15 protein-coding genes are annotated in these 13,947 nt (G+C 61.9%); 7 read left to right on the forward strand and 8 right to left on the reverse strand.

Annotation, left to right across the window (positions count from 1 at the left end):
* Positions 1-27 precede the first annotated feature (27 nt).
* Positions 28-1,461: an adenosylhomocysteinase gene (gene ahcY, locus AC3DEZ_RS16035; protein WP_488389108.1), complete on the forward strand. Its 1,434-nt coding sequence runs from the start codon at positions 28-30 to the stop codon at positions 1,459-1,461.
* Between the two features lie 134 nt (positions 1,462-1,595).
* Positions 1,596-2,069: a Cys-tRNA(Pro) deacylase gene (ybaK, locus tag AC3DEZ_RS16040; protein WP_488389109.1), complete on the forward strand. Its 474-nt coding sequence runs from the start codon at positions 1,596-1,598 to the stop codon at positions 2,067-2,069.
* A 24-nt stretch (positions 2,070-2,093) separates the two neighbouring features.
* Here the strand turns inward: ybaK and AC3DEZ_RS16045 are convergent, their stop codons facing one another.
* Positions 2,094-2,651 (reverse strand): DUF3228 family protein, encoded by a 558-nt coding sequence (locus tag AC3DEZ_RS16045; RefSeq protein ID WP_488389110.1) that lies wholly within the window; start codon positions 2,649-2,651, stop codon positions 2,094-2,096.
* Between the two features lie 123 nt (positions 2,652-2,774).
* Here AC3DEZ_RS16045 and metF point away from each other — a divergent pair, with 123 nt between their 5' ends.
* Both metF and AC3DEZ_RS16055 read left to right on the forward strand, forming a co-directional pair.
* Positions 2,775-3,602, forward strand: a complete 828-nt coding sequence (gene metF, locus AC3DEZ_RS16050; RefSeq protein ID WP_488389111.1) for a methylenetetrahydrofolate reductase [NAD(P)H] — start codon at positions 2,775-2,777, stop codon at positions 3,600-3,602.
* 92 nt (positions 3,603-3,694) lie between these two features.
* The gene (locus AC3DEZ_RS16055) at positions 3,695-4,279 is read left to right on the forward strand and encodes a hypothetical protein (protein WP_488389112.1); all 585 of its coding nucleotides are present in this window, start codon (positions 3,695-3,697) and stop codon (positions 4,277-4,279) included.
* A gap of 406 nt (positions 4,280-4,685) precedes the next feature.
* Here the strand turns inward: AC3DEZ_RS16055 and AC3DEZ_RS16060 are convergent, their stop codons facing one another.
* The 3 genes from AC3DEZ_RS16060 to rimK all read right to left on the reverse strand — a co-directional run bounded on the left by AC3DEZ_RS16060 (position 4,686) and on the right by rimK (position 7,895).
* On the reverse strand, positions 4,686-6,011 hold the full coding sequence (locus tag AC3DEZ_RS16060) for a sensor histidine kinase (RefSeq protein WP_488389113.1): 1,326 nt from the start codon (positions 6,009-6,011) through the stop codon (positions 4,686-4,688).
* Positions 5,998-6,681, reverse strand: coding sequence for a response regulator transcription factor (locus tag AC3DEZ_RS16065; RefSeq protein ID WP_447104798.1), 684 nt, complete (start codon positions 6,679-6,681; stop codon positions 5,998-6,000). The genes AC3DEZ_RS16060 and AC3DEZ_RS16065 overlap by 14 nt, the downstream gene beginning before the upstream one ends.
* A gap of 329 nt (positions 6,682-7,010) precedes the next feature.
* On the reverse strand, positions 7,011-7,895 hold the full coding sequence (gene rimK, locus AC3DEZ_RS16070) for a 30S ribosomal protein S6--L-glutamate ligase (RefSeq protein WP_488389114.1): 885 nt from the start codon (positions 7,893-7,895) through the stop codon (positions 7,011-7,013).
* Positions 7,896-8,279: 384 nt separating this feature from the next.
* Here rimK and AC3DEZ_RS16075 point away from each other — a divergent pair, with 384 nt between their 5' ends.
* On the forward strand, positions 8,280-9,206 hold the full coding sequence (locus tag AC3DEZ_RS16075; protein ID WP_488389115.1) for an NYN domain-containing protein: 927 nt from the start codon (positions 8,280-8,282) through the stop codon (positions 9,204-9,206).
* A gap of 17 nt (positions 9,207-9,223) precedes the next feature.
* Here AC3DEZ_RS16075 and AC3DEZ_RS16080 read toward each other — a convergent pair whose 3' ends face one another.
* From AC3DEZ_RS16080 to AC3DEZ_RS16095, 4 genes are all read right to left on the reverse strand, one after another.
* Positions 9,224-10,231 (reverse strand): CBASS cGAMP-activated phospholipase, encoded by a 1,008-nt coding sequence (locus AC3DEZ_RS16080; protein ID WP_488389116.1) that lies wholly within the window; start codon positions 10,229-10,231, stop codon positions 9,224-9,226.
* A complete protein-coding gene (locus AC3DEZ_RS16085; protein ID WP_488389117.1) occupies positions 10,113-10,673 on the reverse strand; it encodes a type II CBASS E2 protein in 561 nt (186 codons plus the stop codon). The genes AC3DEZ_RS16080 and AC3DEZ_RS16085 overlap by 119 nt, the downstream gene beginning before the upstream one ends.
* Positions 10,670-11,920 carry a nucleotidyltransferase domain-containing protein gene (locus AC3DEZ_RS16090; RefSeq protein ID WP_488389118.1) on the reverse strand — a complete coding sequence of 417 codons (1,251 nt, stop codon included), beginning with the start codon at positions 11,918-11,920 and terminating at the stop codon, positions 10,670-10,672. The genes AC3DEZ_RS16085 and AC3DEZ_RS16090 overlap by 4 nt, the downstream gene beginning before the upstream one ends.
* Positions 11,921-11,986: 66 nt before the next feature.
* Positions 11,987-12,193 carry a hypothetical protein gene (locus AC3DEZ_RS16095; RefSeq protein ID WP_488389119.1) on the reverse strand — a complete coding sequence of 69 codons (207 nt, stop codon included), beginning with the start codon at positions 12,191-12,193 and terminating at the stop codon, positions 11,987-11,989.
* Positions 12,194-12,387: 194 nt separating this feature from the next.
* Here AC3DEZ_RS16095 and AC3DEZ_RS16100 point away from each other — a divergent pair, with 194 nt between their 5' ends.
* A complete protein-coding gene (locus tag AC3DEZ_RS16100) occupies positions 12,388-12,750 on the forward strand; it encodes a hypothetical protein (protein ID WP_488389120.1) in 363 nt (120 codons plus the stop codon).
* A gap of 11 nt (positions 12,751-12,761) precedes the next feature.
* Entirely contained in the window at positions 12,762-13,613 is an 852-nt protein-coding gene (locus AC3DEZ_RS16105) for an ImmA/IrrE family metallo-endopeptidase (protein ID WP_488389121.1), read from the forward strand.
* The last annotated feature ends 334 nt before the right edge of the window (positions 13,614-13,947 follow it).

The raw sequence follows: 13,947 nt of genomic DNA on the forward strand, positions 1-13,947 counted from the left end.
AGCTCGCCCACTAACCGGAGCCGAACCATGAACGCCGTACGCCAGTTTTCCACCGAGGGTGACTACAAGGTCGCCGACATTTCCCTGGCCGACTGGGGCCGCAAGGAAATCGACATCGCCGAGCACGAGATGCCGGGCCTGATGTCCATCCGCCGCAAGCACGCCGCCGCCAAGCCGCTCAAGGGCGTGCGCGTGACCGGCTCGCTGCACATGACCATCCAGACCGCCGTGCTGATCGAGACGCTGGTGGACCTGGGCGCCGACGTGCGCTGGGCCTCGTGCAACATCTTCTCCACCCAGGACCACGCCGCCGCCGCGATCGCCGCCACCGGCACGCCGGTGTTCGCCTGGAAGGGCGAGAGCCTGGAGGAATACTGGGACTGCACGCTGGACGCGCTGAACTTCGGCGGCGGCAAGCTCGGCCCGGAGCTGGTCGTCGACGACGGCGGCGACGTGACCCTGCTGATCCACAAGGGCTACGAGCTGGAAAACGGTTCGGACTGGGTCAACACCGCTTCCTCCAGCCACGAGGAACAGGTGATCAAGAACCTGCTCAAGCGCGTGCACAAGGAGCGTCCGGGCTACTGGACCGAAGTGGTCAAGGCCTGGAAGGGCGTGTCCGAGGAAACCACCACCGGCGTGCATCGCCTGTACCAGTTGGCCGAAGCCGGCACCCTGCTGGTCCCGGCGATCAACGTCAATGACTCGGTCACCAAGTCCAAGTTCGACAACCTGTACGGCTGCCGCGAGTCGCTGGCCGACGGCCTGAAGCGCGCGATGGACGTGATGCTGGCGGGCAAGGTCGCCGTGGTCTGCGGTTACGGCGACGTCGGCAAGGGTTCGGCGCATTCGCTGCGCGCCTACGGCGCCCGCGTGGTCGTCACCGAGATCGATCCGATCTGCGCGCTGCAGGCGGCGATGGAAGGCTTCGAGGTCAACACCCTCGAGGACACCCTGGGTACGGCCGACATCTACGTCACCACGACCGGCAACAAGGACATCATCACCATCGATCACATGAAGGCGATGAAGGACCAGGCCATCGTGTGCAACATCGGCCACTTCGACAATGAAATCCAGGTCGACGCGCTGGTCAACTTCCCGGGCGTGCAGAAGATCAACATCAAGCCGCAGGTGGACAAGTATGTGTTCCCGAACGGCAACGCGATGTTCCTGCTGGCCGAAGGCCGCCTGGTCAACCTGGGCTGCGCCACCGGCCATCCCAGCTTCGTGATGTCCAACTCGTTCGCCAACCAGACCCTGGCCCAGATCGACCTGTGGGCCAACAAGGACAGCTACGAGAAGACCGTCTACCGCCTGCCCAAGCACCTGGACGAGGAAGTGGCGCGCCTGCACCTGGAGAAGATCGGCGTCAAGCTGACCAAGCTGACCCAGGATCAGGCCGACTACCTCGGCGTGCCGGTGGAAGGTCCGTACAAGCCGGATCACTACCGCTACTGATCGACTCGTTCGATCCGCAGCAACCGCGACGGGCGCCTTCGGGCGCCCGTCGTCGTCTGGGCAGCAATCCCGTTCAAGACGGCGACACGACGACGGCGCAGGCTCATCGTCCTCGTTCCCGCCGATATCCCGCCATGACGCCCGCCATCGAACTGCTCAAGCGCGAGCACGTCGCCCATGCCGTGCACAGCTATGCGCACGACCGCGACGCCGACTCCTATGGCGCCGAAGCCGTCGAAAAGCTGGGCCTGGATCCGGCCCGGGTGTTCAAGACCCTGCTCGCCACCACCGACGCCCGCGAACTGCTGGTGGCGATCGTGCCGGTCGCCGGCCAGCTCGATCTCAAGGCGCTGGCCGAAGCCGCCGGTTGCCGCCGCTGCGGCATGGCCGCGGCGGACGCCGCCCAGCGCGCGACCGGCTACCTGATCGGCGGCATCAGCCCGCTCGGCCAGAAGAAGCGCCTGCGCACGTTCCTGGACGCCAGCGCGCGCGTGCTGCCGACACTGCATGTCAGCGCCGGACGGCGGGGGCTGGAAGTGGAACTGGCGCCGGATGATCTGATCCGGTTGACCGGAGCCGGCGTCGCCGGCATCGGGCGCCCGCGCTGAGGCGCGGCGAAAGCGCCGGGGGCCTCACGGGCGCCAGTTGGCGTTGTTCTCCCAGAATGCCACCGCGCGGCGATAGGCGTCGCGATCCAGCGGCGTGCCGGAACCGCCCTCCTCCACTCCCAGCGCGTTGCGCATCATGGTGATGGGCGCCATCGGGATTTCCTCCGGCTCGGCGGTATACAGACAGCCGACGATGCCCCAGTCGGCGTCGATGGAGCTGCCTTCGCGGGCCAGTTGCTCGCGGCTGTACAGGATCACCACCAGATAACGCGCCACCGGCGGCTCCACGCCCTCGAACCAGCGCACCAGCACGGGCAGTTCCTCGCGCGTGCGGGCCTCGTAGGCCGAGCGCAGCCGAGCGCGGTTGTCGTCGGTGATCGGCACGGTCAGGCAGCGGGTGGAGGTCCAGTTCTCGTGCACGTGCAGCTTGCAGAACGGCGCGTAGCCGTCGAGCACCCTGAGCGGCGCGTGGGTGTTGAGGTAATCCTGGAACTGCTCGGGCGTGCAGTCCTGGATGGTGTTGCGGCGGGCTTCGCGGGGAAACAGGCGGGTACGGGCGAACGGCGTCAGGACGATGGACATGGACGGGCGTGGTGAAGGAATCCGCACAGGGTAGCGCGTGGCCGCTCCCGATTCCGGCCGCCGTTTGCATATCCATCTTGATGGAGAGATATAATGCAGGCATTCCCGTCGCCCGCACCGCCCATGACCGCCCTGAGTTTCGAGTTCTACCCCCCCAAGACCGACGAACAGCGCGCCCAGCTCGACCGCACCGCGGAGAAGCTGAAGGACTACGCGCCGGAGTACGTCTCCTGCACCTTCGGCGCCGGCGGCTCGACGCTCAGCTATACCTCCGAGACAGTCCGCCATCTCAACCAGCAGCACGGTTTCTCCGCCGCGCCGCACCTGTCCTGTGTGGGCGGCAGCCGCGAGGAAATCCGCGAACTGCTAAAGCTGTACCGCGCCATCGGCTGCAAGCGCATCGTCGCCCTGCGCGGCGACCTGCCCTCGGGCATGGGCCATCCCGGCGACCTGCGCTACGCCTCGGAGCTGATCGCGTTCATCCGCGCCGAACATGGCGACACCTTCCACATCGAGGTCGGCGCCTACCCGGAGACGCATCCGCAATCCGATGACGCGCTGACCGACCTGAAGTATTTCAAGGCCAAGGTCGATGCCGGCGCCGATGGCGCCATCACCCAGTACTTCTACAACGCCGACGCCTATTTCCACTTCGTCGACGCCGCGCGCCGGCTCGGCGTGACCATCCCGATCGTGCCGGGCATCATGCCGATCTCGAACTTCACCCAGCTCAAGCGCTTCTCCGAAGCCTGCGGTGCCGAGATCCCGCGCTGGATCAGCAAGCGCATGCAGGCCTACGGCGATGATGCCGACAGCATCCGCGAGTTCGGCGCCGACGTGGTCGCCCGCCTGTGCGAACAGCTCGTGGCCGGCGGCGCGCCATCGCTGCATTTCTACACGCTCAACCTGGCCAAGCCGACCCAGGCCGTGCTGAGCCGCCTGGGTCGCTGACACCCGCGCGTGACCGTGCGCGCCGTTCCCGGCGGCGCCACGCGGTCGCCGCGAGCATTGGCGGATCGCGCGCCGGCCGGTAGGCTGGCGCGATGCGATGTTTCTTCCTGTTGTTGTCTGTCGCCTGCCTGGCCTGGTCCGGCGGCGTTCCGCATGCGCGGGCGCAGGATCCGGTGCAGCGCTGCACCACCATGACCGGCGAAACGGTCTACACCGACAAGCGCTGCGAGGACATCGGCGCGATGGATCGCCTGCCCGGCCCCGCCTCGATGAACATGCGCGGCGCCTCCGGCCTGTACCGCGGGACCTGCTCGCGCACGCTCAGCGATCTGGTCGCCCAGATCACCGCGGCGATCGATGCCCGCGACGTCAACCGGCTGGCCGGCATCTATCAATGGAGCGGCATCTCGGACGCGTCCGCCAACCGGATACTGGATCAGCTGGAAGCGGTGGTGCAGCGCCCGCTGGTCGACATCGTCCCGATCCGCCCGGCCGCGCCGGTGCTGGCCGAGGACGGCAGCGTGCTGGACGCCAACACCGATGGCTACTATCCGCAGACCACCCCGCAGCGGCCAACCGGGCTGCGCCTGGAGCAGACGCTGAAAAACAGCGCCACGCCGTCGCGCACCGTATTCGGATTGCGGCGGGCTTACAACTGTTTCTGGATCACGCTGTGACAGACAGGCGTGACAGGTCTTTTCTTGTCAATTGCGCTGCAATTAACTTTCAATTCCTCTGTGTCGGGATGCCAGGGTTGGTCGCTGAATGATTGCTAGCATCGAGTAGCCATCTCTCATGGCATCGTCAATAGCAGGGAGCTTCAACCATGCGTCTTATCTCAAAAGCCGAAACAGAAGCTGTGACCGGAGGTGCCGGTAACCCTTTTCCTCCCCGGCCCCCCAGCCCGTTCCCGACACCGCTGAAGAACGTGCCCGGAACAACTGTCAGCCGTGGTTCCAACCCTTTTTGGCCAGGTCCGAATCCGCCTGGCACCGTTACTCCCGTCGTCAAATGGACGTGAGTCGACGATGATTCTGAACGTGACTATCCGGGATCGTTCCGATAGTCACGTTTCTACTCCTGCTACGAAAAACGAAGCGTTGCAATCACGCCGCGTTGCTCTCCAGGCCTTACACCCACTCTCCAGCCATAGAGATCACAAAGACGGCTAACGATCGACAAGCCGATGCCACCTCCCTGCGAGTGCCCGGCATGAGTTCCACGATAGCCACGTTCGAACAGACGAGCCGCGTCTTCCTTGCTCAGCCCAGGGCCGGAATCGATGACCTCCACCGCCGTCGGCAACAGTCTCACCACGACTTCGCCTTCCTGGGTGTATTTGACCGCATTGCCAATCAGGTTGCCGAGAGCGACGGACAATGCCGCTTCCGGTGCATCGATCTTCAGCCCGTAGTCGCCTTCAACCCGTAGCTCCAATGTCTTGCCGCCAAGTTGCGCACGGTGTGCGTCCAGAAGTTGCTCCGCGACGCGACCGACATCGGTGTTGCCGTGCCCCCGTTCGCTGCGCGACAGCAGCAACAGGGCGCTGATGAGATCCGTGCATTGCTGCTCGGCACGCTGGATTCGCAGGATTCTGGTGCGGGTCTTCTCGTCCAGATCCTGGCGCGACAGCATCAACTCGACCGATCCTCGAATGATCGCCAGCGGCGTTCTCAGTTCATGGCTGACGTCTGCATTGAATTCGCGGTCACGCTGGACCACTTCTGTCAGGCGGTCGGAGTAATCATCCAGCGCCTTTGCCAACTCGCCGACTTCGTCTTCAGGAAAATGTGGAGCCAGCGGTTTGGGATCGCTGCTGCCTTTGTAGGCCCGTAGCCGGCGCGCCAGGATCGAGACCGGGCTCATCACGCGCGAGGCCGACCACCAGCCGATGATCAGGGACAGTGCGCCGAACAACAGCACGGCCAGGTACAGCCAACGCTTGAGCTGCACCTCGCCCTTTCGGGACTGCGTCATGTCGTAGGCCAGGAAGAACCATTGCTCTGGAGCCTTCCTCACAGCCAGTTTGTAAGCGTACTCGTGCCCGGACTCATCCACACCCGCGACGTTGTGGTTGCCATCGCGCAGCGGGATCCAATCGGGAAATTCGGTGCGAAGCCGCTCGCTGTCGGGCGCGAACACATATGCCCTGATCTGCTGAACCTGGATGTCCGGATTCCTGCTGGGATCCTGATAGAACCGACGCATGTACTCGTTGACGTTCTGATCCATCACGTCTTCCACCAGTTGCGTTTCCACGCGCTGGCGGGCGACATCGGTCAGATAGGCGAACAGGCCCGTCAGGCCCGTGCCCAGCAGGAAGAACGAAAGGATGATGCGGGTGCGCAGCCGGTGGCGGAACTTGGCCGCGCGCCGGGCGGCCGGTTGCCGCCGCTCAGCCGTTGCCATCGGGCGCGGCGATCCGGTAGCCGATGCCGTGGCGGGTCTGGATCAGCGGGATTTCGAACGGCTTGTCGACCACCGCGCGCAGGCCGTGGATGTGCACGCGCAGGGAATCCGAATCCGGCAATTCCTCGCCCCAGACCCGGGTTTCCAGTTCCTGGCGGGTGACCACCGCCGGCGAGGCTTCCATCAGCGCCTGCAGGATCTTCAACGCGGTCGGGTTGAGCTGCAGCAGTTTGCCCTGCCGGCGCACTTCCAGCGTGTCCAGGTTGTATTCCAGGTCGCCGACTTCCAGCACCCGGGTCTGCACGCCCTTGCCACGGCGCGACAGCGCATTGAGGCGGACTTCCACCTCCTGCAGGGCGAACGGCTTGATCAGGTAGTCGTCGGCGCCGGAATCGAACCCGGCCAGCTTGTTGTCCAGGGAGTCGCGGGCGGTCAGCATCAGCACCGGGGTCTGCTTGCGGGCCTCGTTGCGCAGCTTGCGGCAGACTTCCAGGCCGTCCATGCCCGGCAGGTTCAGATCCAGCACGATGGCGTCGAACTCGTGGACCACGGCCAGGTGCAGGCCGGTGACGCCGTCGGCGGCGAAGTCCACGGTGTGGCCGCGTTCCTCCAGGTAGTCCCCGAGGTTGGCGGCGATGTCGCTGTTGTCTTCAATGACCAGAATTCGCATGACGGTTCCTGTGTTGGGAACCGTTCGACCCGTCCGGCCGGTCGCGGTTCCAAAAATGAGGCCCTGAATTTAACAAATTCTCCCTGCACGGCCCGCCTGCATCGTTCACGGCCACGATGCATCGCCTTCCGCCAAGAAAAAGCCCAGGCCGGCGGGCGCCGACCTGGGCCAAGATGTGCCCCGATTACCGTAATCCTGTGCTTTCCAGAAGTAACCCAATCCAGGGAAGACGCAGAGCTAGCGGTCGGGAAAGGCTACGCGGATTCCGACTAAAAAACCGTTAAAGCCTGCGTTAAATCTACGTGAAATAGCCCTGTTCAGGCGGGTGTTCAGCCTGAACAGGAGGCCCCATCCGCCAGGTGGTCGACGATGGCCCCCGCCACGTCCACGCCGCAGACCGCCTCGATGCCCTCCAGGCCGGGGGTCGAGTTGACCTCCAGCACCAGCGGGCCGCGACGGGACCGGATCAGATCGACCCCGGCCACGCCCAGGCCCAGCACCTGCGCGGCCCGCACGGCGACCGCCCGTTCCTCCTCGGTCGCCGGGGCGGCCACGGCGGTGCCGCCGCGATGCAGGTTGGAACGGAAGTCGCCCTCGGGGGCCTGCCGGCGCATGGAGGCGATGACCCGGCCGCCGACCACGAAGCAGCGCAGATCCGCGCCCTCGGCTTCGCCGATGAACTCCTGGACCACGAAATTGGCGTACAGCCCGCGCAACGCCTCGACCACGCTGCGCGAGGCCGACGGCTTCTCGGTCAGCATCACCCCGGCGCCCTGGGCACCCTCGTTGAGCTTGATGACATGCGGCGGCGGACCGAGCATCGACAGCAGATCGGTGGTGTCGTCCGGGTTGTCGCCGAACACGGTGATCGGCAGGCCGATGCCCTGCGCCGCCAGCAACTGGTGGGCGCGCAGCTTGTCGCGCGCGCGCAGGATGGCGTCGGACGGATTCGGGCTGAAACTGCCCATCAGTTCGAACTGCCGCAGCACCGCCGTCCCGTAGCGGGTCACCGATGCGCCGATGCGTGGAATCACCGCTTCGTAGCCGGCGATGGGCTTGCCCATGTAATGCATGGCGAAACCGTGCGAGGCGATCCGCATGTAGCAGCGCAGCGGATCCAGCACGCGCGCCGAATGGCCGCGTTCGCGCGCCGCTTCGACCAGGCGCCGGGTGGAGTAGAGCTTGCTGTTGCGCGAAAGGATGGCCAGTTTCATGGCGGGTCGCCGCGGCTGAGGCTTACAGGATCGCACGCTCCCGGCAACCGCGGATGACGGCCCGGTGACATGGAGGGAAGAAGGGGAACAAGCGTGGAGCGGGTGATGGGAATCGAACCCCGCACACGCAACCTATTGAATTACAAGGATTTGTGCCTCGCAATCCGCATAAAAACGATACCTCAAACGATACCTGCGATATTAGCAAGGGCAGCAATCGAGGTGTTGTAACGGCAGGCAACAACGGTGTTGCAAAGACAGGCAACACGTGGTTGAATACGCATAACAACTGACCCAGCCTGACCACTCCGACAAGAACGGAAGGGCGGCTGGGGGCAAAGGCCGCCGAAAGGCGGTTTTTGCATATCTGGGGGAAGGAAACCCGTGGCAAGCACAAACAAGCCACTTCGCACGCGTGTCTATGTAGATGGCTACAACTTCTACCACGGCTGCTTGAAACGCACGCCGTATAAATGGCTTGATCTGCATCGCCTCTTCGCCCTCGTGCTGCCTACCATCTCGCTGGATAAAGATGGTCAGGAACTTTCATCAGCACTGGATCCGCTTGCCGTTAAATACTTCACGGCACCAATCTTGAAGAAGTTTGCTCGCTCCAATGACTCGGTGCCAAGCCAGGTCGCATATCACAGCGCACTCGAATTGCATCTTGGGTCAGCAATACAGATTTTCCATGGCTACTACGATGACAAGCCAGCGCGTGCCTATCTTCATGAGTCTGGAAAGCAGCCCGATCTTAACGCTGACATGGTGGAGATCTGGAAGCTGGAAGAAAAGCAGTCAGACGTGGCACTAGCACTTCATGCCTACGCAGATGCCATGCGCGGCGAGGTTGATCATGTAGTGTTTGCCACAAACGACACCGACTTGGTTCCAGCAATGGAAATGATTAGGTCTCAAACCTCAGCAAAGATCGGCCTCATCATCCCCACGCGAAATCAAACAAGAATGCCCAACAAGGATCTCGCAGATCTGGCGCATTGGGTGCGAGCAAATCTTCTCGATGACGAACTGGCAGCGGCGCAACTTCCTCTCACGGTGCTCAGTGACGGCAAGAGTGCACGCAAGCCCATGTCGTGGTATCTGCGTCCAGACCTTTTAGAACCTATCTTTGACGAAGCCAAGCGGGTTAAGAAAAGTGCGGGAGCCGCGTGGAAATGGCTGCAATTACCGTGCGCCCATCTCGACGGCCGTGTCCCAATCTCCATGACTGATGACGAAGCATCCGCTGCGGAACTTCGCGAATACATGCAGCGATACGATAGAGAAGTGCTCCAAAAGACAGATCAATAGCACCTAACGACAATTGATCAAACGCCAAGAAAACTGGCTTGCAGGATTGAACCATAGGCCTCGACCGCTGACGTCGCGGCGACGGGCAGCTCCTGGGAGGCCCTCCGCCAATCGTCAAGATTAATCGGCACTTCTACGCCCTCAGGCACGATCCGTATGAGGCGTTCCGCTCCTACGAGAAGTCCTGCCTGCCCGAGCGCATTCTTCGACTGGAACGACATCGCGGCATTGATCGCCCCTCGCCAAGACACCAATCCGCCCCACTCCACCATGCGATCTGACACACGAAAGGGTTCATCCCCACACCCTAGGCTGAGAATTCGGACCTGATGCGGGTCGAGACCGAAGCAACTCAGCGCATCTACCAACCCCACCATTACCGGGTTGTTGGCCCAGAGTCCGCCGTCTATGAAGCGATATCCGCCCGAGTCGAGCGGCTGGAAATAGGTCGGCGCCGCCGCAGTAGCCGCTGCGACAGTCGTCATCCGCTCGTGCTGATCTTTTTTGAAATCAGGGTGATGCGGAGTTTTGAACACGTAAACGTCGCCGTGCCGTCCGTCGCAAGATGGAATGCAAAGGCGATTCCCTGCCTCGCCATATAGCCGGTCACCAAGCGCGTCTTCCAGCAGGTTCATCAGAGCGGCACGATCGTATTGGTGCCGAGCCAACCCGCGCATTAAGCGCCAAAACTTGCCTGCCGCACCCCAGCGTGGGCTTGGAAAGATGGCGCGCCCATGATCCATATAGAGCTTGGCGATATCTCTCGCCGGCAGACCGATTGAGAGTGCGAGCGCGATGATCCCCCCGGTCGATGTGCCGGTGATCATGTCGAAGTGCTTCGAAACAGACTTGCCCGCCAAATATCGCTCCTCGATCTCGGCGAGAAAAGAGGCCGGGAAGATACCCTTAATGCCGCCGCCGTCGATCGAAAGGATGCGGAACTCGCGATCCTTGGGCCAAGGCAGCTGCTCGCGTCGTCTTGTGAGGCTTCCCAGTGAACGTGGTTGCGCTGCGATCACGTCCATTTCGGTGATCCCTCCCGCCACCTTTCCATTCCCCTGTGGCGTGCCAGCCCTCATAACTCACGAGCCAGTCAATCGTCCAAGGAATGGTGGTCTCAGCGATCGCGCAGTCTTGCGACCATTCGTTTTGCAAGGGGTCGAAGAGGCATAGGCTCGACTTGGTGAAATCACCCGTAGTTGGTGGGTAGAGATGCGGGATATTTTCATCAGGAGCGTCCATGCGTTTTTCCAGGCGAGGATGCATAAGCCAGACTTGGGGAAACCATGGGCCAAGCTCGATGTTTCCAAGCCTGGATTTGTTGATGTAAGACACCCGAACGCGATAGGTCTGAGCGAGAGGTCTAACCAGCCCCTCCCATTCCGCGTGCCACCCGCCGTTGAAGCGCAGCTCGAAGCTCGGACACAGTCTCCGCATCCGCGCAATCTGCTGATCCATCGGCATCATTCGTAGCTGCCCCCAAAATGCGTATGGCGAGGCGTGGCCCGTCCAATGGCGGGAATTGCCGCAGCTACTGATGCCGCCGTGGGCAGCACGAAGCGGCCTCGTTCTGGCTCATGGCGCGAGCGCCCATCCACGATGCTCCGGCCCATGTGTTCATTGAACGCCTTGACGACATCAAGCGCCGGGCGCTCACCGAAAAGTTCAGTGAGGATCTGCTGCATGCGGACCAGCGTGCACTCACCGCAATACTCTTCCAGCCGCTCCACAAGGCGATCAAGGTCGCGCAGGAACACACCCTGCTGAGTGAGACTTGCTGGCCAGCGATCCGTGAAGATGTCATCTTGGCACTTCGGGTTGCGCACCTCTACCAACTGCCCAGCCCGTTGGTGAGCCTGGAACACGTCTCGTAGCATCCGCGACTGGTGCAGCACTTCCTCGGAGAGCGTCTGTGTTTGATTGGCGTGCCGAGCGACGAAATACGACAGCATTACCGAAGGCGGGCAGCGGCCTTCTCTCTGGTCGTATTGCACGTTGCGGAAGCGCTTCAACAGCTGCAACGCAATCACCGCCATGGACTTCTCGTACGCCGCTGTCTGGGCCGGCACCGGTTCGACTTCCGCTTCGGCAAGCGTGATCACGCCTTCAAACCCCGAAGCGCGCTCTGCGAATGCCAGCGCGAAGCGCTGATCAGCCGGTGTGTTCTGGGTAAACCAGCGGGCGAAGCCCCAAGGGTTTGCGAGCAGCGTGCGGTCTTCTGGCGAAGCGTGCTCGTTGGGTGCGTGGTAGATGTTTCCACAACGCTCCGGAAGATGCGCCAGCCTCACCATCGGCGTGATGTCCAGATGCATTCCTTCGTAAGCAATCTGGATGCAGCGGCTGTGCCGCTTGACCATTGAGTAGTAGCGCGATCCCCGCTCTCCTCTAATGGCGCGTTCGAGAAGATCCAACACGTCCGAAGGTGCGGTATTGGCAGGGATATCGAGCTCGGCAATCAGATCGATGTCGTGCTCGTCATATTGGAGCTTGGAAGCAACCGTTGCTCCGATCGCCATCGAACCTTGGGTGTGAAACTGCAACACCCGGTCTTCCAAAGGGCTACCCGGGCGCTCAATCCACTTGTGCACGGTCTCGTAGCGTTGCACCGCAAGCGAATACTGGGTGGGTGTGAGCTGGACGCGGATGGCGATGTCCGCCAGGAGGGCATCGGCAGGCTCCGACAAAGCAGCCTTGGTGGGATTAAACGTGTTCATTCAAGGGTCCTTTGTCGGTCTGGGGAGACGGGCGCCACGCTAATGAGATGTGATATGGGTCTCACTTCACGCGACGCCGCTCCGGTTTGGCCACTTCTTGGTCTTGGTGCGATCCACCAGGGTGTAGCTCGAACCCCGGCTCGGAGTGGGCGGCAAGGGCTCGCCCCGCACCACCGTCCGTTCCGGGCCCTTGCCACCGCGGGGTCCTTCAATTTGGTATTGCCCTGAGGTCGGTGCCGTCTGTCCCGGCTTCAAACCGCTGGTCTTGCTCATCGTGTGCTTCCTCGTTTCCATTCCAGGCAACAGCCTGGTTCTAAAAAAGCCCGCCGAGGCGGGCGCTGCCTCGCCAGGCAACACCGAGGGCCAAAATATGACCGCGTTCACGGCCTGATTTGATCTACGGTGTTTCTGGCTTGGGCAACAGCTTATACTGCGCGCAAGAACCGTACAAGTAAGAGAGTAAGTGTATGGATTTAAAGGGTTTTGTCTCCTTGAAGAAGGAGGGCACGAGCTTTCGCCAGCTCAGTGAACGCGTGGAAGACTTGGACCACGTCTACTTATGGCGCCTCGCCAGCGGGCATCGCACGGCACCTTCTGAGGACACGGTTGGGAAGATGGCCCGGGCGTTGGAGCTCGGACCCAGAGACACCGAAATCCTGGCCCTCCTGTCCAAAACCCCGATTGATGATGCGCTGTTCGATCTGATCAACCAGCATCCCGAGATCCCGATCGAAGACATCGAGCCGGCGGCCACGATGAGCTTTCGTGGCACCCGTCCCACCACCCAAGATGACTGGATGAAGATCATCGAGCTCGTGCGCTCGATGTAGGAGATCGCCTCATGGACGAGCTGACTGCAATGGGCAGAGCCCAAGCCCTAGTCAAAGACATTGCGTCAGCACCCGTCGACGCAGTGGGGATCGCCCAAGGACTGGGCTTCGAGGTCAAGTTCGCAGACCTGCCTGCTAATCAGGCTGGCAACACGTTTCCCAAAGCCGGCCGAAAGATCATCTGCATCAACCAGAACGATGATCCTTATCGTCAACGCTTCACCATGCTGCACGAAGTCGCCCATCACGTGCTGGACCTTCCTTCCAAGCATGGCGAGATGCTTCCCTCCAACGAGCTCGAACGCTTCGCAGGTCGTCCGCCAGAAGAGAAACTATGTGATGCCTTCGCGGCTGCATGCTTGGTGCCTCTGCATCTGATCAGACCACTGGCGTCCAGCCTCCCCTTCACGGTTGAAACCCTTCAAACGCTCACCGAACAGTTCCAAGCCTCGCATCGATGCATCGCATCGAGCTTTGTGCGCGCCTCGCGTGAACTTGTCGCCTATGTTTATGCCGAGGATAGAAGTATCCAACTGGCACTGTCATCTGCTGCCGTGCGCGATGCCGGGATCTATATCGAACGAGGGATCAAACTTCCAAGCGGGTCCGCAGCATCCAGGCTGCTTCACAACGGAAGTCGCTTCGATAGCGAAGATCTCGATGCGTCGGATTGGAGCAACAGCGCATCGGCAGACAACTACGCCTGTTATGAAGAAGCGCTCCACATGGCGGCGTGGAAGCAAACCTTGTCGCTTCTAACATTCGAGCACGTAGGTGGATCAACTGAACAGTCTCCTGAGAGGGACGAGGACGATGAGCGATTGCCGGCCCTAACGGGACAACTGCCGTGGCCACGAAAGTAAATTTAGCGGAACTCTGAGTTGCTCGAATTTTCAGTTCCCAGGCCGCATCGACGACCTTGGCTTTAACTCCCTTCGGTTCGAACCGCTTTGCCGCTGTCCACCACTCTCAGTCGCAAGCGGCCCAAAAGGATCTGGCTCAATCGGTCTAATCTTCGTGATGTGATACGCATCGTCCAGTCGAGCGTGTGCTGCCACCATCGCTGCACGGGCCTGGTTGATGCGTTGCTCGCATATCTCCAAGGTCTTACGGGATATCCCCTCTCTGGCCAAGAAGAGTGCGCGCCGTGCCAGTAGGATTTCGCTCTTTGTCGCTGAATCAGCTGGGTTGCAGGCC

Source organism: Pseudoxanthomonas sp. 134C1 (assembly GCF_057773065.1).

Excerpts from the sequence above, each read along its gene's own strand:
- AC3DEZ_RS16105 (WP_488389121.1), top strand. The coding sequence starts at position 12,762 with ATGGACGAGCTGACTGCAATGGGCAGAGCCCAAGCCCTAGTCAAAGAC.
- AC3DEZ_RS16100 (WP_488389120.1), top strand. The coding sequence starts at position 12,388 with ATGGATTTAAAGGGTTTTGTCTCCTTGAAGAAGGAGGGCACGAGCTTT.
- AC3DEZ_RS16085 (WP_488389117.1), bottom strand. The coding sequence starts at position 10,673 with ATGATGCCGATGGATCAGCAGATTGCGCGGATGCGGAGACTGTGTCCG.
- metF (WP_488389111.1), top strand. The coding sequence starts at position 2,775 with ATGACCGCCCTGAGTTTCGAGTTCTACCCCCCCAAGACCGACGAACAG.
- AC3DEZ_RS16055 (WP_488389112.1), top strand. The coding sequence starts at position 3,695 with ATGCGATGTTTCTTCCTGTTGTTGTCTGTCGCCTGCCTGGCCTGGTCC.
- AC3DEZ_RS16045 (WP_488389110.1), bottom strand. The coding sequence starts at position 2,651 with ATGTCCATCGTCCTGACGCCGTTCGCCCGTACCCGCCTGTTTCCCCGC.
- ahcY (WP_488389108.1), top strand. The coding sequence starts at position 28 with ATGAACGCCGTACGCCAGTTTTCCACCGAGGGTGACTACAAGGTCGCC.
- AC3DEZ_RS16065 (WP_447104798.1), bottom strand. The coding sequence starts at position 6,681 with ATGCGAATTCTGGTCATTGAAGACAACAGCGACATCGCCGCCAACCTC.
- AC3DEZ_RS16080 (WP_488389116.1), bottom strand. The coding sequence starts at position 10,231 with ATGGACGTGATCGCAGCGCAACCACGTTCACTGGGAAGCCTCACAAGA.
- AC3DEZ_RS16060 (WP_488389113.1), bottom strand. The coding sequence starts at position 6,011 with ATGGCAACGGCTGAGCGGCGGCAACCGGCCGCCCGGCGCGCGGCCAAG.
- AC3DEZ_RS16095 (WP_488389119.1), bottom strand. The coding sequence starts at position 12,193 with ATGAGCAAGACCAGCGGTTTGAAGCCGGGACAGACGGCACCGACCTCA.
- rimK (WP_488389114.1), bottom strand. The coding sequence starts at position 7,895 with ATGAAACTGGCCATCCTTTCGCGCAACAGCAAGCTCTACTCCACCCGG.
- ybaK (WP_488389109.1), top strand. The coding sequence starts at position 1,596 with ATGACGCCCGCCATCGAACTGCTCAAGCGCGAGCACGTCGCCCATGCC.
- AC3DEZ_RS16090 (WP_488389118.1), bottom strand. The coding sequence starts at position 11,920 with ATGAACACGTTTAATCCCACCAAGGCTGCTTTGTCGGAGCCTGCCGAT.